This window comes from Microbacterium sp. BH-3-3-3 (genome assembly GCF_007679045.1).
GTDB classification, from domain to species: domain Bacteria; phylum Actinomycetota; class Actinomycetes; order Actinomycetales; family Microbacteriaceae; genus Microbacterium; species Microbacterium algihabitans.
The window spans coordinates 867,068-893,052 of sequence record NZ_VEFS01000001.1 but is presented as its reverse complement, the minus strand read 5'-3'; the positions used below and the strand labels follow the sequence as shown (position 1 = coordinate 893,052).

The window sequence follows — 25,985 nt, the reverse complement described above, 5'->3', positions numbered from 1 at the left end:
AGTAATCTGAGAACCATCCCCGCGAAGAATCGGTCGCAATCCAGTGCCCGAGACGTCGCAACCAACGTCCTGAGGAGGACCCAGTGGCTAAGGCCAAGTTCGAGCGGACCAAGCCGCACGTGAACATCGGAACGATCGGTCACGTCGACCACGGCAAGACCACGCTCACCGCTGCCATCTCGAAGGTGCTCGCCGACAAGTTCCCGTCGGCCACCAACGTTCAGCGCGACTTCGCGTCGATCGACTCGGCGCCCGAAGAGCGTCAGCGCGGCATCACGATCAACATCTCGCACGTCGAGTACGAGACCCCCAAGCGTCACTACGCTCACGTCGACGCCCCCGGTCACGCCGACTACATCAAGAACATGATCACCGGTGCCGCTCAGATGGACGGCGCGATCCTCGTGGTCGCCGCCACCGACGGCCCGATGGCTCAGACGCGTGAGCACGTTCTGCTCGCCAAGCAGGTCGGCGTGCCGTACCTGCTCGTCGCGCTGAACAAGAGCGACATGGTCGACGACGAGGAGATCCTGGAGCTCGTCGAGCTCGAGGTTCGCGAGCTTCTGTCGTCGCAGGACTTCGATGGCGACAACGCCCCCGTCGTGCGCGTCTCGGGCCTCAAGGCTCTCGAGGGTGACGAGCAGTGGGTCAACTCGATCGTCGAGCTCATGGAAGCCGTCGACGAGTCGATCCCCGACCCGGTGCGTGACAAGGACAAGCCGTTCCTCATGCCCATCGAGGACGTCTTCACCATCACCGGTCGTGGAACGGTCGTCACGGGTCGCGCCGAGCGCGGTACCCTCGCGATCAACTCCGAGGTCGAGATCGTCGGCATCCGCCCGACGCAGAAGACCACGGTCACGGGTATCGAGATGTTCCACAAGCAGCTCGACGAGGCCTGGGCCGGCGAGAACTGTGGTCTGCTCCTCCGCGGCACCAAGCGTGACGACGTCGAGCGTGGCCAGGTCATCGTCAAGCCCGGTTCGGTCACCCCGCACACCAACTTCGAGGGCACGGCGTACATCCTGTCCAAGGAAGAGGGCGGCCGTCACAACCCGTTCTTCACGAACTACCGCCCGCAGTTCTACTTCCGCACCACCGACGTGACCGGCGTCATCACGCTGCCCGAGGGCACCGAGATGGTCATGCCCGGTGACACCACGGAGATGTCGGTCGAGCTGATCCAGCCGATCGCCATGGAAGAGGGCCTCGGCTACGCGATCCGTGAGGGTGGCCGCACCGTCGGTGCCGGTACCGTCACCAAGATCGTCAAGTAAGTCCTTCCAGACTTCACTCGGCACAGGCCGGGCCTTCGGGCCCGGCCTTTGTCGTTCCCGGGGGACATCTCTTCCCCCCCACAGCATTCCGGCCGGGGCGCACGCGAGCCGCCCGGTAGAGTCGCTCGGGTGAATTCCTTGTCCCGTCTGCTCGGTGTGCTGTCCCTGCTCCTCGCGATCGCCGCCGTCGCGGTGCCCGTCGTGGGGGTCGCCGTGCTTCTGCTCGCGGGCTCGGGCACCGTCGTCGCGCAGGCGGTGGGCACCGGCCTCGCGATCGCTGCGGTGGGCGTGGTCCTCGCGGTCATCGGATTCGTCGTCGGTCGCCGCGGACGCGCCACGGCCATGCCGGTGGTCGGCGGGCTCACGTCGGCGTGCGTCGCCGCCGGCATCCTGATCGCCCTGCCCTTCGTCTGAGCCGTCTCCCGCGGGGGCCGACGCGGCCCGGTTCGTCGGGGCGATCCCGCGGGTGTCCGCGGAGCGCAATCGCGCCCCAAGGACGTCCAGGGAGCCTCAACTAGAATTCATCCCATGGGTGAACGTCTGCGACGAGATGCGAGAAGTCAGGCGACGCGAGGAGATTCCGACCTCGACGTCTTCGACTCGACGCCGACGGACGACCCCCCGCGTCGGTCGCGGTACGACGACGAAGACGACGCCCCCCGGCGCCGCGTGTGGCCGTGGGTCGTCGGCGGGGTGTTCGGGGTCGTCGGCGGCGCCGCTGCCTTCGCCGGCATCCTGGGCGCCACCCTCGCCGTGCAGGCACTCGACGTGCGTGACGACCTGCTGGCGGCGAAGTCGTCGATCTCGAGCCTCGGTCCTCTCGCCGAAGCCCGTGACGAGGCCGGGCTCCAGCAGGCGGCCGCCGACCTGAGCGAGCGCACCTCGCGTGCGGCAGCCACCGTGAACACCCCCCTGTGGGACATGGCCGCGCAGTTCCCGGTCGTCGGGGTGAACATCGACGCCGTGTCCCGCGTGACCCGCGCCGCGGACATCCTTGTGAAGGACGCCCTTCCGCCCGGCATCCAGATGCTCGCGCAGACCGACCTGTCGAAGCTGACCCTCGACGGCGGCGGCATCAACCTGCAGCCCTTCGTCCAGGCGCAGGACGCCCTGCCGGCGATGTCGCAAGCCTTCAGCGCGGCCAAGGCCGAGACCGACGGCATCGATTCGGACCAGCTGCTCTCGCCCGTCAGCGGTCCCGTCGACGAGATCCGCGACGTGGTCGATCGCGCAGCGCCCGCCCTCGACATCGCGAACCGGTATCTGCCGACTCTTCTCGACATCGCGGGGGCGAACGGTCCGAAGAAGTACCTCGTGGTCTTCCAGAACAACGCCGAGAGCCGCGCGACCGGAGGAAACCCCTCCGCGAACATCATCATGGACGTCGACCAGGGTGCGTTCTCGCTGCTCGACCAGGGCGGACCGAGCACGTTCTACGGTCCCGAGGGCGCCGGCGTGCAGTTCACCGACCTCCCGGCCGAGACCATGTCGCTGTACCCCTCGTCGTTCGCGCACTACTCGCAGGACAACACCATGACGCCGGACTTCCCGACGACGGCGCAGCTCTTCAGCGACGCCTACACGGAGGTGAACGGGGGCCGGTTCGACGGTGTCATCTCCATCGACCCCGTCGTGCTCTCGCACATGCTCCAGGTCGCGGGCCCCGTCGACGTCGCGGGTCAGCAGATCAACGGCGACAACGCCGTGAAGGTGCTGCTGAGCGACGCGTACCAGAAGTTCCCCACGGCGCGCAGCTCGGACGCGTTCTTCGCCGCCGTGTCCGACAAGGTCTTCCGTCACCTCACCTCGACCAAGTGGGACCCGACGAAGATGCTCGACGCACTCACGCAGTCGGCCGAAGAGAAGCGCATCAATCTCTCGTTCACCTCTCCCGAGGCGCAGCAGCTGGTCACCGAGGTCGGCCTCGACGGCGGCCTGCGCGCCGACAACACGGTCAAGACGCAGGTGGGCACTTATCTGAACGACTACTCGGTCGGAAAGCTCGAGTACTACCTCACCCAGTCCGTGTCCGCCGTCTGCGACCCCACCGCGCGCACCATCACCACCACGACCACTCTGTCGAGCTCGGTGCCGACGGAGGGGCGCAGCGCCTACACGCTGGGTGAGCGCAACGCGGCGAACGGTCTGCCCGCGACCTCGATGATGCTGAACGTGCTGTTCTTCGCCCCTCCCGGGGGAGAGATCGTCTCGACCGATCCCGCGTCGAGCGATCGGGGCGGTTTCGACCGGTCGGGCACGGAGAAGGGCAACACCGCGGTGAACCGACTGGTCGTGCTGCCGACGGGGGAGACCCGTACGCTCACCTCGACCGTGAAGCTGCCCGACGGTCCGCTCGGCCCGCTCGAGCTGCGGCATTCGCCGACCGCCACCGACACCTCGGTGACCGTCGACGCCTCGTGCGGTTCGTTGTTCGGGCAGTGACGCATGTACCGGCCGTGCGCGGGGCGCTCCCCGTGGGCCGGTAGTGTGACTGTCTCGTACGCCAGCGAGCTTCGACCCGCTCCCGAATGATGGAGGCTGCTCTGCTTCCCCTTCCCGGACAGGCCCCGCCGCGCAGCCATGCGCGCGTGGGAAGTGCGTCGGTGCTGCTGCTGATCTACGCGGCGGTCGTGGTGGCGATGACCATGTCGCCCACGCCGTTGGACCGCGGATACCAGGGCGCGATCTCGCGCTTCCTCGCCGTGCTGCACCGCAACGGGGTGCCGGAGTGGTTCGGGTACTCGCAGTTGGAGTTCAGCGCCAACATCGCCATGTTCGTCCCCCTGGGCTTCCTCGTCGGTCTCCTGGTCCCGCGCCGGCTCTTCTGGCTCGCGCTCGTGATCGTGCCGGCGACCTCCACGGTGATCGAGGTGCTGCAGGGGCTCTTCCTCTCGCAGCGCTTCGCGAGCGTGTTCGACGTGCTCGCCAACACGATCGGCGGGTACATCGGCGTCGCGATCGTGATCGTGCTGCGCGTGTTCGTCGAGGGTCGTGACCGCAAGATCGTGGCCCGGGCGTTGTGGGAACGCAACGTCGCGATGATGAACGCCCAGCGCGCCGCCGTCCCTCCTCGACCGGATGCCGCGGGCCCCCGCCCCGGTGCGCCGCGGGCGGATCGCCGATGACGGCCTCGTCCTCGGCATCCGCGAGTGCCTTTTCCCCCACCCCCATCCCCGCGCGCCGATCGAGTCGCGCGCGAACGAAGACGGAGTTCCGATGATCGAGATCATGACCGTGTGCACGGGCAACGTGTGCCGTTCGCCCCTGGCCGCCACGATGCTGGCGACCCGGCTCGCCGACCTCGACGTGCAGGTCACCAGCGCCGGCACGTACGGACTGCAGGGCGAGTCGATGACCGACGAGACGAAGCGCCTCGCGGCGCAGCTGGCGGTCGACCCCGCGCTGATCGAGGGCCACCGGGCGACCTACCTCACCGAAGCCCACCTGCGCGCCCCCGACCTCATCCTCGCGATGAGTCGCGAGCACCGACGCCGCATCGTCGAGCTCAACCCGGCACGGCTGCGGTCGACGCTGACGCTGCGGGAGTTCGCGCGGCTCGCGGCGGAGGTTCCGGATGCCGACATCGTCGGCGATGCGTCTGCCGCGGGCGACGACGACTCGCGGCGACTGAAGGCGGCCATCGACGCGGTGACCGGGGTGCGCGGTCTGACGCCTCCTCCCGCGGACCCGGCCGACGACGACATCGTCGACCCGTACCGCCGGTCGTGGGAGACCTACGAGCTCACCGCGTCGCAGTTGGCCCCTGCCGTGGAGCAGGTCGTCCGCGTCGTGCGGCTCGCGCTCACTCGCTGACCCCGCTCCCGGCAGACGACTGCGGCCCGCGACCCTCGGTGAGGGTGCGGGCCGCAGTTGCGTGGCGTTCGGGACTACTGCCCGATGATCGTTCCGGTGCCAGTGCCAGTGCCAGTGCCGGTGCCAGTGCCGGTGCCAGTGCCGGGGTCGGTCGACGGCTGCGACGGTTCCGGCGTCGACTCGACCGGGTCCGGCGCAGGCTGGCTGGGGGCGGGTGACGCGGGCGGTGTCGACGGCTGCGGCTGCTGTTCCTGCTGCTGCTGCTGTTCCCGCAGCTGCTGCTGACGCTGCAGCTCCTGCTGGCGACGACGCTCGGCTTCGGCGGCGGCCTGTCGGTCGGCCTCTTCGATCTCCGCCGTGCGCTGCCCCGTCTTGAGCGCGGCTACGGCGTTCACGAAGTCGCTGATGGCGCTGGGCGAGGTGTGGCTCTCGACGGTGGCCACGCGTGCCGCGAGGCTGGTGACGTTCGTGCGCAGCGTCTCGTCGGCCAGGTCGTTCTCGGTGACGAGCGTGGTGGCTACGGCGGGCAGCTCGCGGCCGACTCCGGCGACGGCGTCCTCGAAGGGCTGCACCGTCTTCTCCAGCGTCGTGCGCAGGTCGTCCAGCTGCGCCGACGCCTCCTGCGCCTCGCGCGTGCGGGTGTCGACGAGGTCGATCGCGGTTCCGACGGACTCGAGCGAGTCGCCGTCGATCGCGGGACGTCGGTACGCGGCGAGCTGGTCGGGCATCTGCACGCCGTCGATCTCCGCCAGCAGCGCTTGACGCGCGGTCTCGGCGGTGGCGACGGCGGGGATCTCGGCGATCTGGGCGAGTGAGGCGAGAGGTGCGGCGAGGGCCTCGGCGTCGCTCTTCGCCGTCTGGCGGGACTGCTCGAGGGCCGAGATGCTGCTGTTGACCCGTTCGATGCTGTTGGCCAGCACCGCCTCGTTCGCCGTGAGGGTGTTGAGGGCATCCGAGGCGGGGGAGGCGGATGCCACGGAGATGCCCACCAGGGTCGAGGCCGACACGACCGAGACGACGGCGAGGGCGGCGGCGCCGATCGACAGCCAGTCGCGGCTGCTGCGGCTGCGGCGCAGGCGGCCGGGCTTCTTCACGCCGCGCAGCTCGGGCTCGGCGACGCGACGGCTGCCGATGAGGGAGTTCAACGCCTGCACCTCGTCGGCGAAGTCGGTGGGCGCCGACGTGACGCGGGGCGCACCATCGAACATCTCCTCGAGACGCCGATCGGTCGCAGGGTCGCCGAGAGTAGTTCGGACGCGTTCGTCGCGTCGCCGCTGAGAAGCGAAGAGGTCCTGCATTCGAGTCATGAGAATTTTCTTGGCGCGTAGTGTGAAAAGATCGTGCGTCGGCATTCAATGCTAACCGGGGCGGACGGTCCCGTTCAGCGCTCGGAGGATTTGCTTTTGCTTTTGCGTGACGTGCTCGCTGCTATTCGGCGCGGCTGGCTGCTCGTCGTCGCTTGCATGGCGATCGGCGCCGCGGCCGGCACGGCCCTGGCCGTGCTGACGCCCACCACCTACAAGGCCTCGGTCGAGTTGTACGTGGCGGCCGAGACGAATGGCACGCCGAACGGCCTGATCCAGGGGCGCAGCTACGTCCGCCAGTCGCTCGAGAGCTTCGTCGACCTCGTCTCGAGCGCCGTCGTCGTCGATCCCGTCATCGCTCAACTCGGGCTCTCCGGTAATGACGACAATGTCGAAAGCCGCATTTCGGCTGAGAATCCGCCGAGTACGCAGACGATCGTCATCACGGCGACGGATGCCGTTCCGAGCGAGGCATCGCAATTGGCCAATGCTGTCGCGGAGAGCTTCACGACCGTCGTCGAGAAACAGCTCCAGGCTCCTCGCGGAACCGAGGGGGTGGGACTGCTCCGCGTCGAGACGGTCAGCCCCGCGCGCGTCCCGCTGGAGCCCTCCGCCCCGGACTACCGTCTGAACCTGCTCCTGGGCCTCGCGCTCGGAGCCGGCGCGGGCATCATCCTGGCGATCATCCGCACGATCATCGACACCCGCATCCATACGGCCGCCAGCGTCGAGTCGATCCTGTCGGCCCCGATCCTCGGCGGCATCCCCTTCGACCCCGACGCCTCCAAGCGGCCCCTCATCGTGCAGGAGTCGCCACGCGATCCGCGGTCAGAGGCGTTCCGCCGCGCGCGCACGGCACTGCAGTTCGTCAATCTCGACGGACGCGCGCCCGTCTACGTGGTCACCAGTGCCAACCCGGGCGAGGGCAAGTCGACCACCAGCGCGAACCTTGCCCTGGCCCTGGCCGAAGACGGCTCGAGCGTCGCGCTCGTCGACGCCGACATGCGCAAGCCGCGCACCGCGCAGATCTTCGGGATCGAAGGCGGCGCCGGCCTGTCGACCGTCCTGGCGGGTGCGGCGCCGCTGTCGGCCCTTCTCCAGCCGTACGGCTCCGGCCGCCTGTTCGTGCTCCCCGCCGGCGCGCAGCCGCCGAACCCGGCGGAGCTGGTGGGATCGCCGACGATGGAGGCGACGCTCGACACGCTGCGTCAAGCCTTCGACTACGTGATCGTCGACTGCCCGCCGGTGCTGCCGGTCACCGACGCCGCCGTGCTGGCTCGCTTCGCCACCGGGGCCATCCTGGTCGCGGCATCCGGATCCACCCGCAAGCCCCAGCTCGCCGACGCCGCGAAAGCGCTGTCGGCGGCCGATGTACGCCTGCTCGGCGTCATCCTGACCAAGCTGCCGACCCGGGGGCCCGATACCTACGGGTACGGCGCCTACACGTACGGCATGACGCACCAGCCGACCGACGCATGACGTCTGCCCGATGGGGGTATGACAGGATACAAAAGGGGCGCGACAGCTGTGCCCCACGACTGTGATTGAGGGAATTCACCGTGGAGTTGCGCGACTACATCCGGATCCTGCACCGAAATTGGGTGCTCATCCTGGTGCTCACGATCCTCGGCGGAGCCGGTGGATTCGGCTATGCGGCGACGCAGACGCCCCAGTACCAGTCCACGACGCGCCTGTACGTGTCGGTGCAGGCCGATAGCGCCGACCCCGCCACGGGCGACCTGGTGCAGGGCACCACGTTCGCTCGGCAGATCGTCGCGAGCTACGTCGACGTCGTCACCAGCGCGCTCGTGCTGCAGCCCGTGATCGACGACCTGAACCTCGACACCTCGGTGGGTTCGCTCGCCTCGAAGGTGACGGCCGAGGCCCCGCTGAACACGGTCAACATCAACATCACGGTCACCTCGACCAGCGGCGCGCAGAGCGCCAAGCTCGCCGACGCGATCGCCTCGAGCCTGGTGGACGCCGTCCAGACCACGCTCGAGCCGCCGGTCAGCGAGGGGGCGGCCAGCCCGGTGCGTCTGACGGTCGTGCAGCCCGCGGTCGAGCCCTCGACCCCCTTCAGCCCGCGCATCCCGGTGATCGTCGTCGTCGCAGCCCTCTTCGGCCTCGTCGTCGCCGTGCTGCTGTCGATCCTCCGCAACGCCCTCGACACCCGCGTGCGCACGCTGAAAGACCTCGAGTCGCTCACTGAGGCACCGCTGCTCGGTGGCATCGCGTTCGACCCCGAGGCGACCAAGCGTCCGCTCATCGTGCAGGAAGACCCCCGCAGCCCGCGGTCGGAGTCCTTCCGCGCACTGCGCACCAACCTGCAGTTCCTGAACGTCGAGGGCGGCCCCAAGCTGTTCGTCGTCACCAGCTCCGGCCCCGGTGAGGGCAAGTCCACCACCACGGCCAACCTCGCGATCGCCCTCGCCGAGACCGGGGCGCGCGTTGCTCTGCTCGACGGCGACCTGCGCCTGCCGCGCATCGCCGACTACATGGGCATCGAGGGCGGCGTCGGCCTCACCGACGTGCTCATCGGCCGCGTCGAGGTGGCGGACGTGCTGCAGAAGTGGGGTCGCGGCCAGCTGTTCGTGCTCCCCTCGGGTCCCGTCCCGCCGAACCCGGCCGAGCTCCTGGGCTCCGCCGCGATGTCGCAGCTGCTCGCCACGCTGACCGAGCACTTCGACTACGTCCTCATCGACGCGCCCCCGCTGCTGCTCGTCACCGATGCCGCCGTCCTCAGCAAGGTCACGCGCGGGGCGATCATGGTCGCCGCGTCCGGCAAGGCCAAGAAGCAGGAGTTCGAGGGCGCGCTGCGCACCCTGCAGACGGCCGGTGGCCGACTGGTCGGCGTCATCATGACGATGCTTCCGACCCGCGGTCCGGACAGCTACGGCTATGGCGCCTACTCCTACGGAGGCGACGCCGAGACGGGGTCGTCGTCGGGCTCCTCGTCGAAGCGTTCGGGCAAGCGCGCCTCGTCGCGTCCGAAGAAGAAGCGCAAGGTCTCCGCGAAGTGAGCTCCGAGGTCGATCACTCCACGTCCGTCGTGCACGTGGTCGATCGCCTCACCGGCGGCGTCCCGGTCGCGGTGTGCGACTACATCCGCAACTCGCCCCGCGGCATCCGGCATACGATCCTGTCGCCGTGGGTCGAGGGCCGGCCGTCGCCGATCTGGGACGACGTCGACGCGGCGCATCTCGACCTGGGCGCGTCGCGTCTGCGCCAGCCGATGCGCACGCGCGCTGCCCTGCGCGGGAGCGACGCCGACGTGATCCACGCGCACTCGAGCTTCCCCGGTGCCTTCGTGCGACTGGTCAGGCCGTCCGGCATCCCCGTGGTCTACTCGCCGCACTGCTTCAAGTTCGACGACCCGAGTGTGTCGCGGGCGCTGCGCACCGCCGTCCGCGGCGCTGAGCGCCTCCTGGCGCGCCGGACGGACGTCTTCGCGGTCCTGTCCGGGCACGAGGCCGATCTGGCCCGTCAGCTCGGCGCAGGGGCGCGCGTGGCGCGCGTGCCCAACACCGCCTCGGTGCCTCCCCGCGCGCCTCGGGCGTATGCGCACGACGCTCCCCGCCGCATCGGCATGGTCGGGCGCCTCGCAGGGCAGAAGGACCCGGCGATGATGATCGCCCTCGCGCGCGAACTCGCCGCGGGCCCCGCCCCCGTCGAGGCGGTCTGGATCGGCGGCGGCGACGACGCCTGGACGCAGCGTCTGCAGGAGGCGGGTGTGCGGGTCACCGGGTGGCTGCGCAAAGACGAGGTCACGCGCGAGCTCGACGCCCTCTCGCTCTACGTGCACACGGCCTCGTACGAGGGATTCCCGCTGAGCGTGCTCGATGCCGCGGCTCGCGGCATCCCGGTCCTCGGACGCCGCATCCCCTCGCTCGACGAGGTGGGTCTGCTCACCTTCGATTCCGCCTCCGACGGGGCGGCCGCCGTGCGCCGGCTCCTCGACGATCCGGCGGCCCTGCGCGACGCGCAGGAGCGCGGCGAACGCATGCTCGCGCAGATGAACCCCACGACCCAGGCCGACGCGCTCGACGCCGTCTGGCGCGGGATCTGAGCCCCGCGGCATCCGCCCCCTCGTCGCGCGGTCAGCGCACCGCGACGGCCAGCAGCGAGCTTCCGCTCCAGCTCCTGTAGTCCTCGTACCGTTCGATCCTTCCGACGAGGACGGAGACCGGCCCGCCCGGAGTCGGCATCGGACGGAACAGCGGCGCTTCGGAGTCGAGGATCTTCCGGTCGTCGCGCCACAGGGAAGACGTACCCCCGTCTTCGCCGCAGTGCCAGACGGAACCGTCGACGCCGTAGGACGCACCGCACGGATAGCGCTCGAGGTGGGCGCCCGTCTTCCCGAAGGTGCGCGACGTCGTCAGGCCGTTCTCATCGACGGCGGTCTCGGTGTACACGCCGTCGGGAGAGACGTCTCCCGGGTACTCCACGGTCAGGACCGCGGGCGCGGCGGGAGAGGCACGGACGTCGAGGAGACGGCGGGTGCCGGAGGTCTGCCCGAGCACCGGGGTGAGCTCCTCCGCCGACAGATAGGTCGACGACGTGATGTCGTGCGTCGTACGGGGCTTCATCAGATCCATCAGGATGCCGGTGCGCAGGTCGAGCTCGAGCAGATAGACCTCGCTGCGACCGACGGCGGGGTTGTACCCCGCGGCGATGCGCACGGTCCCCGCCGACGTGTCGTCGAAGGTCGAGGTGAGGTACGCCTGCTCGGGGAACGTGATCAGGCGGCGGTACTTGCCGGAGTAGCTCGCCTCGCCGGTGGACCAGTTCACGACCAGTTCCGCGATGCCCCAGTTGAGGTCGTTGCGCAGGAGCACCCAGAACGTGTCGGTGTCGGCGGTCTGGGCATCGGGAATGTGCAGGATCTGGCCGTACGAGACCTTGCTGCCCACGGTGATCTCGGTCACCGGACGGTCGGCGAACGTTTCGGCGCGTCCCGATCCGGGGGCGACGGAGACATAAAAGCCCTCTTCGGTGCCGTGGTGCGTCCACTGCACGAGCGAACCGCGTCCGGGGAGCGTGATGCGCGCCGGCACGTTGTGGTCGTCGACCGGGGCGGTGCCGACCACGGTGCGGGAGGTCGCGCCCGTGTCGTCGATGTCGACGGCCTCCACCTCGCCGGTCTCGCTCAGCGCCGCGGTGGAGTACCAGTCCGACTGCTGCTGCACGACGGGACCGATCCACCACTCCTGGATGGCGTCGTCGATCGTGGCGACGATCTCGGTCGAGGGCGCGGGCTCGGGCGGAGCGGGCGGCCCCGCCACGCACCCGGCGGCACCGACGGCCACGGTCGCGAGCAGGCCGAGCGCGGCGCTGAGGCGCGCACGCGGACGGCGCCGCACGGAGGAGGTGTCGGCCGGGTCGGACCGGCGCACTTAGTCTCCGATCGCGTTCTGCAGGGCGAGGACGATGTCCGCGCGGGCATCGCGGATGCGCGCCGACGAGTTCATCAAGCGCGCGTCGTAGTCGTCGCGCACCGCCGCGTCGTTCAGCAGGTCGGCGACCTGGGTGGCGACGGTGTCGACGTCGAAGCCGTTGACGCGGTGCACCCAGGGCGAGATCCCGAGGTCGTCGAAGGCGCCGAAGCCCTTGCGCTCGTACGCGAGGTGGACGACGTAGTGGCCCGCGGCCAGAGCCATCAGGGCGGCATGCAGACGCACGGCCACCACCACGCGCGGAGTGCTCCCGGCGCCCATCAGTTCGCTGCGCTCGAGGGTACGTGCGGGGCTCAGGGTCGCGGATGCCGGGCGGTCGTCGTTTCCGCCGATCGTGCTCTGGATGTACCCGTCGTAGGGCGTCATGCGCTCTGCCAGCGCGTAGATGTCGGGGTTGATGCGTCCGTGGACGCTGCGGATCGACAGGACGGGACGGGGCTCCACCGTGGTGCCGGCCTTGCGGGCGTCGGCGATGGACGCCGCGGCCAGATCGGGCGTGCGTACGAGGGTCGGGCCGGCGACCTCGAGGAAGGTGCGGTCGTCGCGCACCATGACCACGTCGATGTCGCGGAGCAGGCGCGTGAGCACGCCGCGCGTGCCGAAACGAGCCGGTCCGATGCTCTGCGGGAGGTAGACCGACGGCGTGGTCGACCGCGCGGCCGCCCGCAGCTGCGGTCCCATGACGAGTGCCGACTTCAGCAACTCGACGGGGGTGCCCGCGCGCAGGTATCCACCGCCGACGCCGACCACGAGGTCGAAGTCGTCGATGCGCGAGAGCACGGCGCGCGTGCGCCGGTCCCATCCGCGTCGGGTCGGCACGGTGGGGAAGGTCGGGATGCCCAGGTCGGCGAAGCTGTCCGGGCGCGAGGCGAGCATCGTGGCATCCACCGAGCCGAAGGCGTCTTCGAGCAGCGCCAGCGTCTCGCGCACGAGCAGACCGTCGCCGGCGTTGTCGGCGGAATAGGCGTGCAGGATCAGCACGCGGGGAGAACGGTTCATCGCAGCACCCGCCGGTAGACCTCGAGATGTTTGTCGACGCTGGCGTCCCACGTGAAGCGGCTCGCCCACGCCAGGCCCTCCGCGCGGCACTGCGCGCGGGCGGTGTCGTCGGTGACCGCCGAGACGATGCCGGCGGCGATCGCCTCGGGCTCCAGACCCGGCAGGCGCAGCGACGGGCCCGCGACCTCGGCGAGCGATCCGCGATCCGAGGTGGCCACGACGGCGCCGGCGGCGAGGGCCTCCAGCACGGGGAAGCCGAAGCCCTCGTACAGCGAGGGGAAGAGGAAGACCTCGCACGCCTGCATGAGAGCGGCGCGGTCCTCGTCGCTGACGAACCCGAGCGAGATGACGTCGGGGGAGTCGCGGATCTCACCGAGCGAGTCGTCGGCGTTCCACGCCGCCTTGCCGGCGATGACGAGGGGCAGGCCGAGCGCGCGCACCTCGGGGGTCGCGAACGCCCGCACCAGCGAGACGAGGTTCTTGCGCGGCTCGATGTTGCCCAGGTACAGGGCGAAACGCTCGGGGAGCTTCGCGCGCACCTCGGCCGACAGCTCCACCGGAGTCGAGAACCGCTCCACGTCGATGCCGTGTTCGATGGTCGTCAGACGCTCGGGCTCGACGCCGAAGACCTCGGCGACATCGCGGGCGCTGGAGTTCGACACCGTGATGACGTGGTCGGCGGCGCTGATCGCGCGGCCCACGCGGAAACGCCACGCCTTCTCCTGTGCGGGACGACGTGCGACGTCGATCCACCGACTGGCGACGCCGTGCACCGTGACCACGGTCGGGGTCCGGGTCCCGAGCAGGGGCCCCGTGTCTCCGACGTAGTGGAGCACATCGCCCGCGGCATGCCGGCGCAGGCCCGCGGCGGTCTCGAGCGCGGCGGTCGCGACCGGGTGCGAGGCGGCCGCGATGCGCCCGACGGGCACCCCCCGGGCCTCGAGCCCCGTGGCGATGTACCGCGCGTAGGTCGTGTTGCCGCCGACGTGGCGGTCGACGAAGCGCGACGGCATCAGCACGCGCAGGCGCGACGAGCCGCTCCCGGCCGTCACGAGCGGATCCCGAGGACCGATTCGACCTCGGTCCACATGCGCTCGTTCTGCGCGAGCAGCTCGGGCACCCGTGCGTCCAGGCGGGCGGCGGTCTCGGTGTCGGTGAGGGTGTGGCGGATGCGTGCGGCGATGGCATCCGACCCGTCCGTCATCCACGCACCGGCGCCGAAGTCCTCGAGGAGCTCGGCATACTTGTGCGACCACCCCAGCGCGACGACGGGCGTGCGCGACGAGAGGGCGCTGACGAGCGCGTGGAAGCGGCTGGCCACCACGATCCGCGCGTCCGAGAGCACGCGCTTGAGCACGAGGGGGTCGGGGCTCTCGAAGATCTCGACCTCGCTGCGCTCGGACAGCGCCTTGGCCAGGGCGCGGTCGTTGTGCTCGTGCACGACCACGACGGCGCGCAGCCCCTGTGCGCGGAACTCCGCCGCACCGTCGGCGAGGAACTGCGTGTACTCCTCGAGCGAGAGCTTGGTGTGGCTGAGCATCTTCGCGTTGGGGACGATGGCGCCGAACTCGCCGGTGAGGGGCGAGGGGATGCCACCGGGCTTGAGGCCGATGGTGAAGTCGGGGGCGAGGCGCACCTCGGTCTTGGCGCCGAGGGCCGTGACGTAGTCGAGGCTCTGACGGTCGCGGGCATAGACGAGGGCGGCGCCGTCGAGCAGCTCGCGGGTCCACTTCGCCTGCTCGGGGTTCGTGAACGGACCGAACGCCTGCGGAAGGAACACGCGCGGAACGCCGCGCTTCTTCCACGCCGCGCTGATCTTGGCCTCGCGCTTGCTGCGCTGGATGCTGAAGGAGTCGCTGTACGCGAAGCCGGCGGCGTCGAGCACTCCACCCACGTCCTTCGAGGCCACCAGGCCGAACGCGTCCTTGACCGAGCCCGGGATCAGACCGCCCACGGCGCCCGACACGGCGGGCAGCTGGTTCAGCAGGAGCGTCTGGTGGAAGCCCAGAGCGCCGCGGTCGTCGAAGTCGCTGCCGTTGGGCGAGACGGTCAGCTTCGCCCGACCCTGCAGACGGTTCGCCACGGCGATCATCATCAGGTGGGCGCCCTTGTTGTGCGTGTTGACGCCACGCAGTTCGATCCACTCAGCGGTCATAGCGAGTTGTAGCTCCTTAGGGCGTCGAGGTGGCGCTTCGCGGAGTACGGGGTCGTACCCTGCTCGTCCGCGTAGCCGTAGCCGACCAGCATGACCACGCGTTCGTGGGACTGGAGGCCGAGAAGGCGGCTCATCTTCTCGTCGCGCGAGGCGATGTCGGGCCAGTTGATGCAGACCGACGCGACGCCCTGCGACTCCAGGCCGAGGATGAACGACATCGCGGCGAGGCAGCCGTCGGTGTAGATGAGGTGGCGGTCGCGCTCGTCGATGAAGGCCGACATGTCGCCGACGATCACGGCGATGCCGGGCAGGTTCTGCCCGTAGCCGGCGGTGCCCATCGGCACCTTCGCGACCTTGGCGACCTGCTCGGGGTCGTCGAAGAAGCGGAACGAGAACGGCTGGCGGTTGCACGCGGTGGGGGCCTCGGCGGCGACCAGCATGGCCTTGTCGACGACCTCGTGCGGCACCGGGCGCTGCTCGAACCAGCGCACCGACTTGCGGCGCTTGGCGAGGGCGGTCAACGCCTCGATCTCGACCGGCGGAGCATCCACGAAGGGGGCGTGCGGGCCGCTGACGTTGTCGCGCTCGATGTTCCACGAGATGCGGCCGAAGTTCTCGCGGGCACGCGCGATCGTGGGGTCGGAGCTCGACGCCGTCGCCTCGAAGTAGCGCTCGAGCACCTCTCGCGCCCACAGCTCGACCTCGGCCGAGATGATCGGGGGCATCGCCTGCGTCAGGCGGCCGGCGAGGGTGACGGTCTCTTCGATGTACGCCACGGCGAAGGTCTCGCGCCGGGGGCGCATGGTGAGACCCTTCTCGGCCATGTGGATGTTGCGGCGCAGGAGGAACTCGAGCTTGCCGTCTTCGAGACGGCGCCAGTACTCCTGGTTGCCGCGGGCGACCACGAGCCGCTCGCGCCGGTAGGCGTCGCTCCAGAACGTGAAGTAGATCGAGCGCTCGAGGGCGTTGCCCTTGCGAAGGCGAACGCGCAGGCGCTCCCGCAGACGACCTGCGGCCTTACGGAGCTTCTTCTTCATGGCTGCCTTTCTTTCGCGTTCCGCGCACGGCGGAGGCGAGGAGTCGGAGCGGATAAATGAACGCCAACGTCATCTGAACGCCCGCGACACGTGTCGTCTTCGTCGCGAAACACGAAAGGTACGAGGCGACGAAATACGAGAACACCGTCGCCCACGCGCTTCCTAGGATTCCCCAATGCGGGATGAGAAGGAAATTCAGAGCGATGTTGAGAACCGCGCCGAGCGTATTTCTGGTCAGCGAGGCGAAGAGTGCGTTCTCGGCGATGATGAACTTGCTGAACACCGCCGCCATGAAGACGAACGGCAGAGCGAGCACGTGGATCTGCAGCACGGGACCGGATGCCTCGTACTTCGCGCCGTACAGGGTGGTGAGCACCCACGGGCCGATCAGCAGGATCACCACGGCGATGAGCACCCCGGCCCAGAACGCGCGGTCGTAACTGGCCTGCAGCTCCTGCTTGTACTGCCGGCTCTTGTGGCCGTACTCCCGCCGCACCTGCAGCAGACGGGGGAAGGTCGCCGTCATGAACACGACGGGCAGGAAGTACGCCATCTCCGACAGGCGCGCCGCGGCCGAGTACAGGCCGACGGCCGAGCTGCCCAGCAACGCCTGGATGACCACGACGTCGCCGCGGGAGTTGATCTGCGTGGCCAGGCTCGCCAGCATCAGGATCCACGAGCTGCCCAGCAGAGCGCGCGGGGTCTCGATCTCGGGCTTGGCGAACTTGGGGGAGTCGCGGTCACGGGCGTACCGCACCAGGAGCAGGCTCGAGACGACGACCGCTTCGACGACGTAGAGGATGACGAAGGTCATCAGGTCGGCACCGGTGAAGGCCAGGACGAGCCGGATGCCGAGCATCACCAGGACGACGGCGATGCGGACCGGCGCCGTGCTGCCGCTGCGCGCCTGCGCCTGGAACCACAGTTCGCTGGCATCGAGGGCGCGGGCGAACAGCACCAGCAGCGCGATCGCGGTGGCCCCGACGACGGCGGCGTCGCCGACCAGGGCCGAGATCGGCAGGAGCACCAGGTACGCCAGGATCGCGAAGAACTCGCGGATGAGGATCAGCGCCGTCATCGTGCGATGGGCGGATGCCGGCTTGTCGACGAACGCCTTGATGGCGATACCGGCGAGACCCGCGGTCAGGATCGCCGTGCCGATGCTGGCGAGGTTCGTCGCGAAGCTGAACACGCCCAGATCCGAGACGCTGACCGTGCGCGCGAGGATGATGCCGGTGATGGCCGTGCTGCCCAGGGTGACGAACTGCTGGATCGTCGCCCAGACGCCGCTCTTGATCGAGCGGCGGCGAGAGAACGGCGCGGAGGAGGTGCTCACGTCGTCGAGCCCCTGCGCGTCGAGTCCGCGAAGGCGAGAAGGCGCTTCGCCCGGTCGGCCCAGCCCATGTCCTGAGCGGCGCGACGCCCGGCCGCACGCTCGGCCTCGCCGGCTGCCGCGGCCGAGGTGACGGCGCGTGCGGCGCCGACGACGTCGTCGTAGAGGTGGACGTTCGTGTCGGCGCGGCGGCGCAGCTCGTCGGAGGAGCGCGCCACGACGGAGAGACCGACGGCGAGGTACTCGTAGTACTTCATGGGGCTGCGACCGGCATTCCCGGGGTGGTCCGAGAGCGGGAGCAGTCCGACGGCGTGACGGGCGAGCAGGGCGGGCGCCTGCGCGTACGGGACGGCGCCGACGAGTGCGACGTTGGCGGGGAGGGCCGGGACGACCGCGGGCCGCGGGCCGGCGATGGTGAACGACACGTCGGGAAGCGCCCGGGCGAGGTCGGCCACGAGAGCCCAGTCGAAGCGCGCGTCGAGGGCGCCCAGGTAGACGACACCCGCCCGCTCTCCGCCGTCACCCGCGGAAGCGAACCGGTCGTACTCCACGCCGTTCTCGATCACGGTCGAGGGTCCGGTCCATCCGGTGCCCGCGGTGACCTGCTCGAGGGTCGACGCGGAAGCGGCGGAGATCCCGTCGGCCCGCTCGAGCAGCCGCACCTCGGCTGCGCGGGCGCGCGGGTCGTGGTGCGCGTCGGTGGGGCGGTAGATGATCTTCGCCCGGGGGAAGTCAGCGATCGCCGGACCGAGCAGGGGCTGGTCGACGAACACCACGTCGGCCGACCGGAACGCACCGAGACGCCGCCGGCGCCAGGGGCCCGTCAGGCGCAACTGCGCCTCGTTCACGGTGGTGGGAACCGAGCCGAGCGGAGCGGGGACGAGGGGGACGAACTGACGGACGCCATCGGCATCGGATCGAGGCGCCCGCGCCGATTGAAGACGCGCGCGAACGTCCTCATCGCGCATCGCTTTTCCGAGGTGGGCGAGTGACACGGGCGTCGCGACGTGCGCCACGGAATGTCCGAGGCGAGCGATTTCGCGCGAAAGATGATGGCTTCCGACGCGGAACACACCACTGGGCGCTGTGTGGCTCAGAAAGACGACCCTCACCGATCTGTCCCCGAGCAATGGCCGGGGCCAGGCATTTCGGTCATGGCCTCCAGTCTATGTGCTCCCACGTCGGAGGCCTTTCTGCGCAATGGACGTCATTGCATTGATGCGGGAGGCGTCATTCGTCCGATCCGCGCCCGGTTGGGTACGCTGACGCGGTGAGTGATGTGAGAGCAGCGTTGGCGGAGCGCCTTCCCCCGACTCTCGCGTCCAAGCTCATGTTCATCGCGGTGTGCGCCGTCCCCTTCCAGCAGGCGCTGACCATCGACGCCGGATTCCCGCTGAAGATCAGTGAGATCACCGGCATCCTGGCGGTCGTGCTCTACATGACCAGCGAGCGCACGGGCGAGCGGCGGCGGTACTTCGGCGCGCCGTTGCAGTGGGCCCTCCTCGCCCTGGTCTACCTGTCCACCACGCTGTGGCTCATCATGGGACCGCCCCGCGAGACCGCACTCGGGTACGAGCGCGGGATGAACGCCGACATGCTCCTGTACTTCGTGTACGCGGCGCTCGTCATCGTCCTGTCCTCCTTCGCCGGAACGCGACTCGGACCGGACTGGATCGCCCGCGGCCTCGGCGTGGCGGTCAAGCTCGCAGCGGCCTGGAGCCTGCTGCAGGTGGCGCTGTACTTCGTGGGAGCCGCGTCGATTCTGCGCGAGGTCCACGCCACGGTGCAGATCGGCGCCGCGTACGGCGTGGGTCTCCCGCGCAACGGCCCCTTCCTCGAGGGCAACTACCTCGGCTTCTTCGCGGGCATCGCGCTCTTCGTCGTTCTCCGTCGCCGCGACTGGTGGGGCGTCGCCGCCGCGGCCGGCTGCCTCCTGTACTCGCAGTCGACCGTCGCCCTCGTCGGCGTGGTGGTCGGCGTGCTCGCCGTCGCGGTGCTGCGACCGGCCGGTCGCGTCGTCGGCGTCCTGGCCTTCGTCGCCCTGGTCGGGATCATCGTCGTCTCCACCGTCGACGTGGTCGCGGTGTACATCACACGCCAGCTGGGCAAGCTCGGCCTCATCAGCGACGCGTCGCTCGGTGCGAGCATCGAATACTCGCTCAACAACCGCACGTCCTCCATCCAGCGCGCCATCGACATGTCCGAGGTCTTCCCGTGGCTCGGCGTGGGCCCGGGTCGCTACGGGTACTGGGACGACGCGTTCAGCGACACTGCGGCGGCCATCGGCAACCGCGGTATCGCGAACAACGCGTACGCCCAGGTCCTCGCCGAGGTCGGCGTGGTCGCCGTCGTATGTCTGATCGGACTCATCCTCACGCTGATCCTGCGCAACCTCCGATCACCCCGCAGCGTGCTGGCGATGGCGGTGTTCCTCGCCGTCGGTCTGAACGCCGCGCCGTCGTGGACGGTGCTGCCGATCTGGTTCGCGGTGGCCCTGCTCGCCACGACGCCGAGCGCCAAGGCGCCGCAGACCGACCTGTTGCCGGAAGGCGCTCTCAAGGGTCAGGCGCTCGACGCCCCGAGTGAACGAGGCGTCGCGGTTACAACGCCGTGATGACGATCTCCTGAATCTGGGTCTCGCCCAGCCCGGTCTTGTCGAACAGCAGCCGCAGGCGGAAGTGCGTGGCCCAGGCGGGTGCACGGCGATCCCACGTGCCGGCGCCGAACACCCGCCGGTAGTTCGCCGTGCCCGCGATCGTTTTGAGAGGGATCGACGTGGCTCCTCGCGCTTGGTTTCGGAGCACGTTCGGCACTCCCGCCGTCGTCTCCCCGCGCAGGGCCACGAACGACTCGATCAGTTCGAGCGAACCGGTCGAGGTCGTCGAGCCGAAGGTGATGGCCATCGCATAGAGCTTGCCGTAGGCGACCGGCACGTCGAACGCCACCGTGCCGGGCTTGGTGGTGCTGAGTCTCTTGACGACCAGGTTGCCCGAGGCGACGCGCAGCGAGATGCCCGGGTTGGCCGTGCGCGACGTCCGATCGGTGTTGTTGACGTAGGCCTCGACGACGGTGCTCTGCTCGAAGCTGCCGTCGACGAGGACGTTGGCCTGCGGGCTGGGCATCAGAGCGCCCATGGAGGAGCCGGACGCGCCCCCGTCGTACACGACCGGATCGCTGATGGTGATCTGGCCCGTTCCGCCGCACAGGAAGCCGGAGGTCGTGCTGGTGCGCATGAGGGCGGTGCTGATGAGGTGGATGCCGCCACCCCAGCTGGGGTTGCGGGTCTCGAAGATCGCGGGGGCCACGGGGTCCTCGTGGAAGAAGATGTGGCCGCTGGTCAGGATGATCTTCGCGCTCGAGTCGGAGCCCGTGACGAAGTGGGCGTCGGTGGACCGCGCCCCCGTCTCGTTGAACTCGATGTGCGGGGCATCGATGAAGACACCGCCGGCGAGGGCCTCCACCGCGCGTCGGCAGAAGTCGATCGACGTGGAGATCAGGTGGAAGTTACCGTCGGGGTTGGAGTTCTGCACCGCGAGATCGCACGTGCCGATGCCCCCGCCGATGAACTTGATGTTCTCGCCGTAGTTGCGGAGTCCTCCGGGCATCGAGATGCCCACGTTGCAGCGGTAGACGTGGCAGTTGAAGAAGCTGAGCAGGAAGGCGTTCGAACGGAATTCGATCCCCGTCGCGAAGCCGGAGAGCTCCATGCCGAAGATCCCGACCCCGCGCACGTCGGTGGTGGAGGTTCCTTCGAAGACGACTCCCGGAGCCGTCGTCGCCGACGAGCCCGGGCCGAGGATGCGCAGACCCGTGACGGTGGAACGGGTGTTGGGATAGCCCGCGTTGCTGCTGCCGGTGAAGACGAAGGCGGGCTTGTTCTTCACCCCTCGGGCGTCGACGGTGCCCTGGGTGAAGTCGAGGGAGACGTATGAGGTGTCGACGGTGATCGTGTCGGTGATCACCATGCGCCGCGAGATCGTCAGTCGCACCTCCTCCCGGGAGGAGACGAAGCTCGACAGCGCCACGCGCAAGCGAGCTTCGTCGGTCATGCTCGAGTCGCCGAACTCGAGGATGTTGCGGACGCCGTGCACCTGCTGCTTGGTCACGACGTCGGCGGGGTCGGCCGCCGATGCGCGCTGAGCGGGTGCGGCGACGGTGACGGCCGTAGCCGCTGCGGCGATGCCGAGCAGTGCTCGGCGGCGCGTCGTGTTCATTTCTCTCCCCCAGGACATGGGGTGAGCGTAACGTGCGGCTTCCTCATCCGTGGGGTGTTTTTCCGCGGGCCGGTGCGCCGCCGTCGCGCGGCGAGCCTGGGGGAGTGCTTAGCGCGGCGTATGATTAACGTCTGCCGACGACATGGGAGCCCATCGTGACGCGACACACCGCACCGGCAACGCAGCATCGAGATCCATCCTCGGCCGTACCCGGCGCCGGGGTCGACGATGCCCAGAATCCTGCCCCCGGGGCGGGCGAGCACCGCCCCTCGGGCAAGCGCGTCGCGCGGTGGCCCGAGCGCTACGCAAGCCGGCTCTTCTACAGCGACGCCCTCGTGATCGCGCTGTCGTTCTCGATCTACGCCCTCCTCGCGCTGCCCGAGTTGAGCCTCCCCGTCGCCTGGGACGGCGGTCCGCGCATCTCCTACGCGCTGGCGCTCGTCGTCCTCGGCATCATCTGGCTGATCTGTCTCGACGTCGTCGACTCGCGCGACCGGCACACGGTCAGCGAGGGCTTCGCCGAGTACCAGCGCATCGTCAGGGCGTCTCTCCTCGCGTTCGGCCTCGCCCTCGTCATCGCGTTCTTCCTGCGCATCGATCTCGCTCGATCGCTGTTCGTGCTCGCCCTCCCCATCGGCGCGGTGCTGCTCATCGTGTCGCGATCGCTGTGGCGCCGGTGGCTGCACCGCCGCCAGCTGCAGGGCAAAGACGTCCACCGTGCCGTCGTGATCGGCGAGCGCGCGAAGGTGGGGCACGTCATCCGGTCCATCCAGCGTGCATCGCGCGCCGGCTACCACATCGTCGGCGCCGTCACCGAGCGCGGGACCCGAGCGGAGATCGAATCGGTCCCGGTTCTCGGTTCGTACGCCGAGGCCGAGCAGACCGTCGACAGCGTCAAGGCAGACACCGTCATCGTCGCCGGTGCCGACGACCTCGACCCGCAGGCCATGCGCGAGCTGGGATGGGCCATGGCGGACCGTGACGTGGCGTGGATCGTCGCGCCGGCACTGACCGATGTCGCCGGCCCCCGCATCCACGCGCGCCCCGTGGCGGGCCTGCCGCTCGTGCACGTCTCGTTCCCCAAGCTCGAGGGCATCAATCGCATGGCCAAGCGCTCCTTCGACATCGTCGGCTCCGCGCTGCTGCTCCTGCTGCTCTCGCCCGTCATGATCGTCGTCGCGCTCGCGGTGAAGCTCACCAGTACCGGGCCCCTCTTCTACTCGCAGGAGCGCATCGGGCGTCGCGGACGACCGTTCGGCATGTTGAAGTTCCGCTCGATGGTGGCCAACGCCGATGATCAGCTCGCGGGCCTGCTCGACCAGCAGGGCACCACCGACAAGCCCCTGTTCAAGGTGGTCAACGACCCGCGCGTCACGCGCGTCGGTCGCATCCTGCGCCGGTACTCGCTCGACGAGCTCCCTCAGCTGATCAACGTGCTGCTCGGCGACATGAGCCTCGTCGGTCCCCGACCGCAGCGCCAAGCCGAGGTCGAGCTCTACGACGACGCCGCTCACCGTCGTCTGCTCGTGAAGCCGGGAATGAGCGGCCTCTGGCAGGTGAGCGGACGCTCGACGCTGTCGTGGGAGGACTCCCTGCGCCTCGACCTCTACTACGTCGAGAACTGGTCGTTCACGCAGGACATCGTCATCCTGCTGCGCACCTTCCGCGCCGTCGTCGCTCCCGGCGAAACCGCGCACTGAGCGGAAGGGGCTTCCGCGGCACCGCGCGGTCCCTCCAGAATGAGGGCACGGCCGACACCACCGTCGGCCCCGTCAGCGAGGGGGATCACCATGGGTGTGGACGACATCATCGCCAAGGGCAAGAAACTGCTCGACGAGAACCGCGACAAGATCGAAGAGGCGCTCAAGAGCGAGAAGGCCGAAGAGGTGAGCGACAAGATCCTCGACGGTGCAGCCGACGCGATCAAGAAGGTCGTTCCGGCCGAGCAGCACTCCAAGGTCGACGAGGTCCGCGAGAACGTCGACAAGAACATCGGCAACGCCTGACATCAGGTCGCCGGATCGGCGCCGTCTCCGGGAATCGGGGGCGGCGCCGTCGCGTTCGGGGAAGAGTTGCTGAGGATACGCCGCACGCGACACGCCCGGGTTTGCGACACGCGCGGGCGGTCCGTAGACTAGTTCAGTTCCACATTCCGGTGCGCGCTCGGCGCGCGCCAGGATCACTGTCTCGGCAGTGCACAGGCGGCGCGGAAGCGCAGGGTCCTGGGCCGCGGGCAGCAGAACAGACACCGAACCCCTCATCCTTCACCGGATTCGTGCGCGTGCGCACGCGGGGTGGGCCGGATGCCATGGCATCCGGTTTGACAGCTGAACAGCGGTGCAGCATCTCTCGCGCAAGCGAGGGGAAGTGCCAGGGCGCGAGAGCGCCACCGTGCGTCCAATGCCCCAGGTCGGGTAAGACGCGAGAAAGAGAGAGAGCAGACAATGGCGGGACAGAAGATCCGCATTCGCCTGAAGTCGTACGATCACGCCGGGCTCGACTCGTCGGCGCGCAAGATCGTCGACACCGTGACCCGTGCCGGTGCCACCGTGGTGGGCCCGGTTCCCCTGCCGACCGAGAAGAACGTCGTGTGCGTCATCCGGTCGCCCCACAAGTACAAGGACAGCCGCGAGCACTTCGAGATGCGCACCCACAAGCGCCTCATCGACATCATCGACCCGACGCCCAAGGCCGTCGACTCGCTGATGCGCCTCGACCTTCCTGCCGATGTCAACATCGAGATCAAGCTCTGAGGTTCGACATGGCTGACATCAACTCCAAGATCTCCAAGGGCCTCCTCGGCACCAAGCTCGGCATGACCCAGGTGTGGGACGAGAACGGCAAGCTCGTTCCCGTCACCGTCATCGAGGTCGCCCCGAACGTCGTGACCCAGCTCCGCTCGCTCGAGAAGGACGGCTACAACGCCGTTCAGATCGGCTACGGCCAGATCGACCCCCGCAAGGTGAACAAGCCCCTCACGGCTCACTTCGACGCCGCGGGCGTCACCCCGCGCCGCCACCTCACCGAGGTGCGCACGGCGGATGCCGCCGACTACGCGCTGGGCCAGGAGCTCACCGTCGACGGTCTCTTCGAGGCCGGCCAGCTGGTCGACGTCGTCGGCACCAGCAAGGGCAAGGGCACCGCGGGTGTCATGAAGCGTCACAACTTCAAGGGTGTCTCCGCTTCGCACGGTTCGCACCGCAACCACCGCAAGCCCGGCTCGATCGGCGCATCGTCGACCCCGAGCCGCGTCTTCAAGGGCATGCGCATGGCCGGCCGTATGGGTGGCGAGCGCGTGACCGTCCTCAACCTCACGGTGCACGCCGTCGACGCCGAGAAGGGTCTGATGCTCGTCAAGGGCGCCGTCCCCGGTGCTCGTGGCCGCATCGTCTACGTCCGCAACGCAGTGAAGGGTGCCTGAACATGGCTGACTCGACTCTCGCGCTCGACGTCGTGAAGGCAGACGGCAAGAAGGCAGGCTCCGTCGAGCTGCCCGCCGCTCTCTTCGACGTCAAGACGAACATCCCCCTCATCCACCAGGTCGTCGTGGCGCAGCGCGCCGCGGCTCGCCAGGGCACGCACTCGACCAAGCGTCGTGGCGAGGTCTCGGGTGCCGGCCGCAAGCCCTTCAAGCAGAAGGGCACCGGTAACGCCCGTCAGGGTTCGATCCGCGCGCCGCACATGACCGGTGGTGGCATCGTCCACGGCCCCAAGCCCCGCGACTACAGCCAGCGCACCCCCAAGAAGATGATCGCCGCCGCCCTCCTGGGTGCGCTCAGCGACCGTGCTCGTGGCCAGCGTCTGCACATCGTCGACAGCTTCGCGATCGAGGGTGCACCTTCGACCAAGGCTGCCGCCGCCGCGCTGAAGGCCTTCGGTGCCGTGAAGAACGTCCTCGTGGTCATCGACCGCGACGACGAGCTCACGATCAAGAGCGTGCGCAACCTCGCGTACGTCCACGTGCTGACCGTCGGCCAGCTGAACACCTACGACGTGCTCGTCTCCGACGACATCGTCTTCACCAAGGCCGCCTACGACGCGTTCGTCGCGTCGAAGGCTGCGGCCACCGAGGAGGTCTCGGCATGACCGCCGTCAACAAGGACCCGCGCGACATCATCCTGAAGCCGGTCGTCTCCGAGAAGAGCTACTCGCTCATCGACGAGGGCAAGTACACCTTCCTGGTGGACCCCCGTTCGTCGAAGACCGAGATCAAGCTCGCGATCGAGAAGATCTTCGGCGTCAAGGTGGCTTCGGTCAACACGATCAACCGCGTGGGCAAGGCCCGTCGCACCCGCTTCGGCATCGGCAAGCGCAAGGACACCAAGCGCGCCATCGTGTCGCTCAAGTCGGGCACCATCGACATCTTCACGTCTGTCGGCTGACGGTCGGGATAGAGG

24 protein-coding genes are annotated in these 25,985 nt (G+C 69.1%); 15 read left to right on the top strand and 9 right to left on the bottom strand.

Annotated features, from left to right (window positions below):
- Positions 1-83 precede the first annotated feature (83 nt).
- The 5 genes from tuf (at position 84) to FS769_RS04220 (ending at position 5,090) form a co-directional block, all read left to right on the top strand.
- Positions 84-1,277 (top strand): elongation factor Tu, encoded by a 1,194-nt coding sequence (tuf, locus tag FS769_RS04240; RefSeq protein WP_144829775.1) that lies wholly within the window; start codon positions 84-86, stop codon positions 1,275-1,277.
- A 129-nt stretch (positions 1,278-1,406) separates the two neighbouring features.
- Positions 1,407-1,691, top strand: coding sequence for a hypothetical protein (locus FS769_RS04235; RefSeq protein WP_144829772.1), 285 nt, complete (start codon positions 1,407-1,409; stop codon positions 1,689-1,691).
- Between the two features lie 114 nt (positions 1,692-1,805).
- Positions 1,806-3,719, top strand: a complete 1,914-nt coding sequence (locus FS769_RS04230) for a DUF4012 domain-containing protein (RefSeq protein ID WP_144829769.1) — start codon at positions 1,806-1,808, stop codon at positions 3,717-3,719.
- 146 nt (positions 3,720-3,865) lie between these two features.
- Positions 3,866-4,402, top strand: a complete 537-nt coding sequence (locus tag FS769_RS04225; RefSeq protein ID WP_186325415.1) for a VanZ family protein — start codon at positions 3,866-3,868, stop codon at positions 4,400-4,402.
- Positions 4,403-4,493: 91 nt separating this feature from the next.
- Entirely contained in the window at positions 4,494-5,090 is a 597-nt protein-coding gene (locus FS769_RS04220; RefSeq protein ID WP_144829762.1) for a low molecular weight phosphatase family protein, read from the top strand.
- Between the two features lie 74 nt (positions 5,091-5,164).
- Here the strand turns inward: FS769_RS04220 and FS769_RS16765 are convergent, their stop codons facing one another.
- Positions 5,165-6,397 (bottom strand): hypothetical protein, encoded by a 1,233-nt coding sequence (locus FS769_RS16765; protein ID WP_186325414.1) that lies wholly within the window; start codon positions 6,395-6,397, stop codon positions 5,165-5,167.
- Positions 6,398-6,493: 96 nt separating this feature from the next.
- On the opposite strand from FS769_RS16765, the gene FS769_RS04210 reads away from it, so the two are divergent.
- From FS769_RS04210 to FS769_RS04200, 3 genes are all read left to right on the top strand, one after another.
- Positions 6,494-7,873, top strand: a complete 1,380-nt coding sequence (locus FS769_RS04210) for a polysaccharide biosynthesis tyrosine autokinase (RefSeq protein ID WP_186325413.1) — start codon at positions 6,494-6,496, stop codon at positions 7,871-7,873.
- An 80-nt stretch (positions 7,874-7,953) separates the two neighbouring features.
- Positions 7,954-9,417, top strand: coding sequence for a polysaccharide biosynthesis tyrosine autokinase (locus tag FS769_RS04205; RefSeq protein ID WP_144829757.1), 1,464 nt, complete (start codon positions 7,954-7,956; stop codon positions 9,415-9,417).
- On the top strand, positions 9,414-10,463 hold the full coding sequence (locus FS769_RS04200; protein WP_144829754.1) for a glycosyltransferase family 4 protein: 1,050 nt from the start codon (positions 9,414-9,416) through the stop codon (positions 10,461-10,463). Before FS769_RS04205 ends, FS769_RS04200 begins: the two co-directional genes overlap by 4 nt.
- A gap of 31 nt (positions 10,464-10,494) precedes the next feature.
- Here FS769_RS04200 and FS769_RS04195 read toward each other — a convergent pair whose 3' ends face one another.
- From FS769_RS04195 to FS769_RS04165, 7 genes are read right to left on the bottom strand one after another with little or no spacing between them, the layout of a single operon-like run.
- Complete coding sequence (locus FS769_RS04195) at positions 10,495-11,790, bottom strand: hypothetical protein (protein WP_144829752.1); 1,296 nt, start codon at positions 11,788-11,790, stop codon at positions 10,495-10,497.
- A complete protein-coding gene (locus tag FS769_RS04190; RefSeq protein ID WP_222123893.1) occupies positions 11,791-12,849 on the bottom strand; it encodes a polysaccharide pyruvyl transferase family protein in 1,059 nt (352 codons plus the stop codon). It abuts the gene before it with no gap.
- The gene (locus tag FS769_RS04185) at positions 12,846-13,901 is read right to left on the bottom strand and encodes a glycosyltransferase family 1 protein (RefSeq protein ID WP_222123892.1); all 1,056 of its coding nucleotides are present in this window, start codon (positions 13,899-13,901) and stop codon (positions 12,846-12,848) included. The genes FS769_RS04190 and FS769_RS04185 overlap by 4 nt, the downstream gene beginning before the upstream one ends.
- Positions 13,898-15,004 carry a polysaccharide pyruvyl transferase family protein gene (locus FS769_RS04180; protein ID WP_144829749.1) on the bottom strand — a complete coding sequence of 369 codons (1,107 nt, stop codon included), beginning with the start codon at positions 15,002-15,004 and terminating at the stop codon, positions 13,898-13,900. The genes FS769_RS04185 and FS769_RS04180 overlap by 4 nt, the downstream gene beginning before the upstream one ends.
- Positions 15,001-16,041 (bottom strand): nitroreductase family protein, encoded by a 1,041-nt coding sequence (locus tag FS769_RS04175; protein WP_144829746.1) that lies wholly within the window; start codon positions 16,039-16,041, stop codon positions 15,001-15,003. The genes FS769_RS04180 and FS769_RS04175 overlap by 4 nt, the downstream gene beginning before the upstream one ends.
- Positions 16,022-17,377, bottom strand: coding sequence for a flippase (locus tag FS769_RS04170; RefSeq protein WP_186325412.1), 1,356 nt, complete (start codon positions 17,375-17,377; stop codon positions 16,022-16,024). Before FS769_RS04170 ends, FS769_RS04175 begins: the two co-directional genes overlap by 20 nt.
- Entirely contained in the window at positions 17,374-18,486 is a 1,113-nt protein-coding gene (locus FS769_RS04165) for a hypothetical protein (RefSeq protein ID WP_396652404.1), read from the bottom strand. Before FS769_RS04165 ends, FS769_RS04170 begins: the two co-directional genes overlap by 4 nt.
- Positions 18,487-18,644: 158 nt before the next feature.
- Here FS769_RS04165 and FS769_RS04160 point away from each other — a divergent pair, with 158 nt between their 5' ends.
- Positions 18,645-19,988 (top strand): O-antigen ligase family protein, encoded by a 1,344-nt coding sequence (locus FS769_RS04160; protein WP_144829738.1) that lies wholly within the window; start codon positions 18,645-18,647, stop codon positions 19,986-19,988.
- On the opposite strand, the gene FS769_RS04155 is transcribed toward FS769_RS04160, so the two are convergent.
- Positions 19,975-21,588, bottom strand: coding sequence for a hypothetical protein (locus tag FS769_RS04155; protein ID WP_144829735.1), 1,614 nt, complete (start codon positions 21,586-21,588; stop codon positions 19,975-19,977). The two genes, FS769_RS04160 and FS769_RS04155, sit on opposite strands and share 14 nt — an antisense overlap.
- Positions 21,589-21,743: 155 nt before the next feature.
- On the opposite strand from FS769_RS04155, the gene FS769_RS04150 reads away from it, so the two are divergent.
- The 6 genes from FS769_RS04150 (at position 21,744) to rplW (ending at position 25,970) form a co-directional block, all read left to right on the top strand.
- A complete protein-coding gene (locus FS769_RS04150) occupies positions 21,744-23,288 on the top strand; it encodes a sugar transferase (protein ID WP_144829732.1) in 1,545 nt (514 codons plus the stop codon).
- A 90-nt stretch (positions 23,289-23,378) separates the two neighbouring features.
- Positions 23,379-23,594, top strand: coding sequence for a hypothetical protein (locus FS769_RS04145; RefSeq protein ID WP_144829729.1), 216 nt, complete (start codon positions 23,379-23,381; stop codon positions 23,592-23,594).
- A gap of 438 nt (positions 23,595-24,032) precedes the next feature.
- A complete protein-coding gene (gene rpsJ / locus FS769_RS04140; protein ID WP_013584016.1) occupies positions 24,033-24,341 on the top strand; it encodes a 30S ribosomal protein S10 in 309 nt (102 codons plus the stop codon).
- Between the two features lie 8 nt (positions 24,342-24,349).
- Positions 24,350-25,009 (top strand): 50S ribosomal protein L3, encoded by a 660-nt coding sequence (gene rplC / locus FS769_RS04135; protein ID WP_055959336.1) that lies wholly within the window; start codon positions 24,350-24,352, stop codon positions 25,007-25,009.
- A gap of 2 nt (positions 25,010-25,011) precedes the next feature.
- Positions 25,012-25,674, top strand: a complete 663-nt coding sequence (gene rplD / locus FS769_RS04130; protein WP_144829726.1) for a 50S ribosomal protein L4 — start codon at positions 25,012-25,014, stop codon at positions 25,672-25,674.
- Complete coding sequence (rplW, locus tag FS769_RS04125; RefSeq protein ID WP_144829723.1) at positions 25,671-25,970, top strand: 50S ribosomal protein L23; 300 nt, start codon at positions 25,671-25,673, stop codon at positions 25,968-25,970. Before rplD ends, rplW begins: the two co-directional genes overlap by 4 nt.
- Positions 25,971-25,985: the final 15 nt, after the last annotated feature.

What these genes read in the sequence shown, in the direction of transcription:
- rplD (WP_144829726.1), top strand. Translation starts at nt 25,012, where the DNA reads ATGGCTGACTCGACTCTCGCGCTCGACGTCGTGAAGGCAGACGGCAAG.
- FS769_RS04230 (WP_144829769.1), top strand. Translation starts at nt 1,806, where the DNA reads ATGGGTGAACGTCTGCGACGAGATGCGAGAAGTCAGGCGACGCGAGGA.
- FS769_RS04175 (WP_144829746.1), bottom strand. Translation starts at nt 16,041, where the DNA reads ATGAAGAAGAAGCTCCGTAAGGCCGCAGGTCGTCTGCGGGAGCGCCTG.
- rpsJ (WP_013584016.1), top strand. Translation starts at nt 24,033, where the DNA reads ATGGCGGGACAGAAGATCCGCATTCGCCTGAAGTCGTACGATCACGCC.
- FS769_RS04145 (WP_144829729.1), top strand. Translation starts at nt 23,379, where the DNA reads ATGGGTGTGGACGACATCATCGCCAAGGGCAAGAAACTGCTCGACGAG.
- FS769_RS04155 (WP_144829735.1), bottom strand. Translation starts at nt 21,588, where the DNA reads ATGAACACGACGCGCCGCCGAGCACTGCTCGGCATCGCCGCAGCGGCT.
- FS769_RS16765 (WP_186325414.1), bottom strand. Translation starts at nt 6,397, where the DNA reads ATGACTCGAATGCAGGACCTCTTCGCTTCTCAGCGGCGACGCGACGAA.
- rplW (WP_144829723.1), top strand. Translation starts at nt 25,671, where the DNA reads ATGACCGCCGTCAACAAGGACCCGCGCGACATCATCCTGAAGCCGGTC.
- FS769_RS04190 (WP_222123893.1), bottom strand. Translation starts at nt 12,849, where the DNA reads ATGAACCGTTCTCCCCGCGTGCTGATCCTGCACGCCTATTCCGCCGAC.
- FS769_RS04180 (WP_144829749.1), bottom strand. Translation starts at nt 15,004, where the DNA reads ATGACCGCTGAGTGGATCGAACTGCGTGGCGTCAACACGCACAACAAG.
- FS769_RS04220 (WP_144829762.1), top strand. Translation starts at nt 4,494, where the DNA reads ATGATCGAGATCATGACCGTGTGCACGGGCAACGTGTGCCGTTCGCCC.
- rplC (WP_055959336.1), top strand. Translation starts at nt 24,350, where the DNA reads ATGGCTGACATCAACTCCAAGATCTCCAAGGGCCTCCTCGGCACCAAG.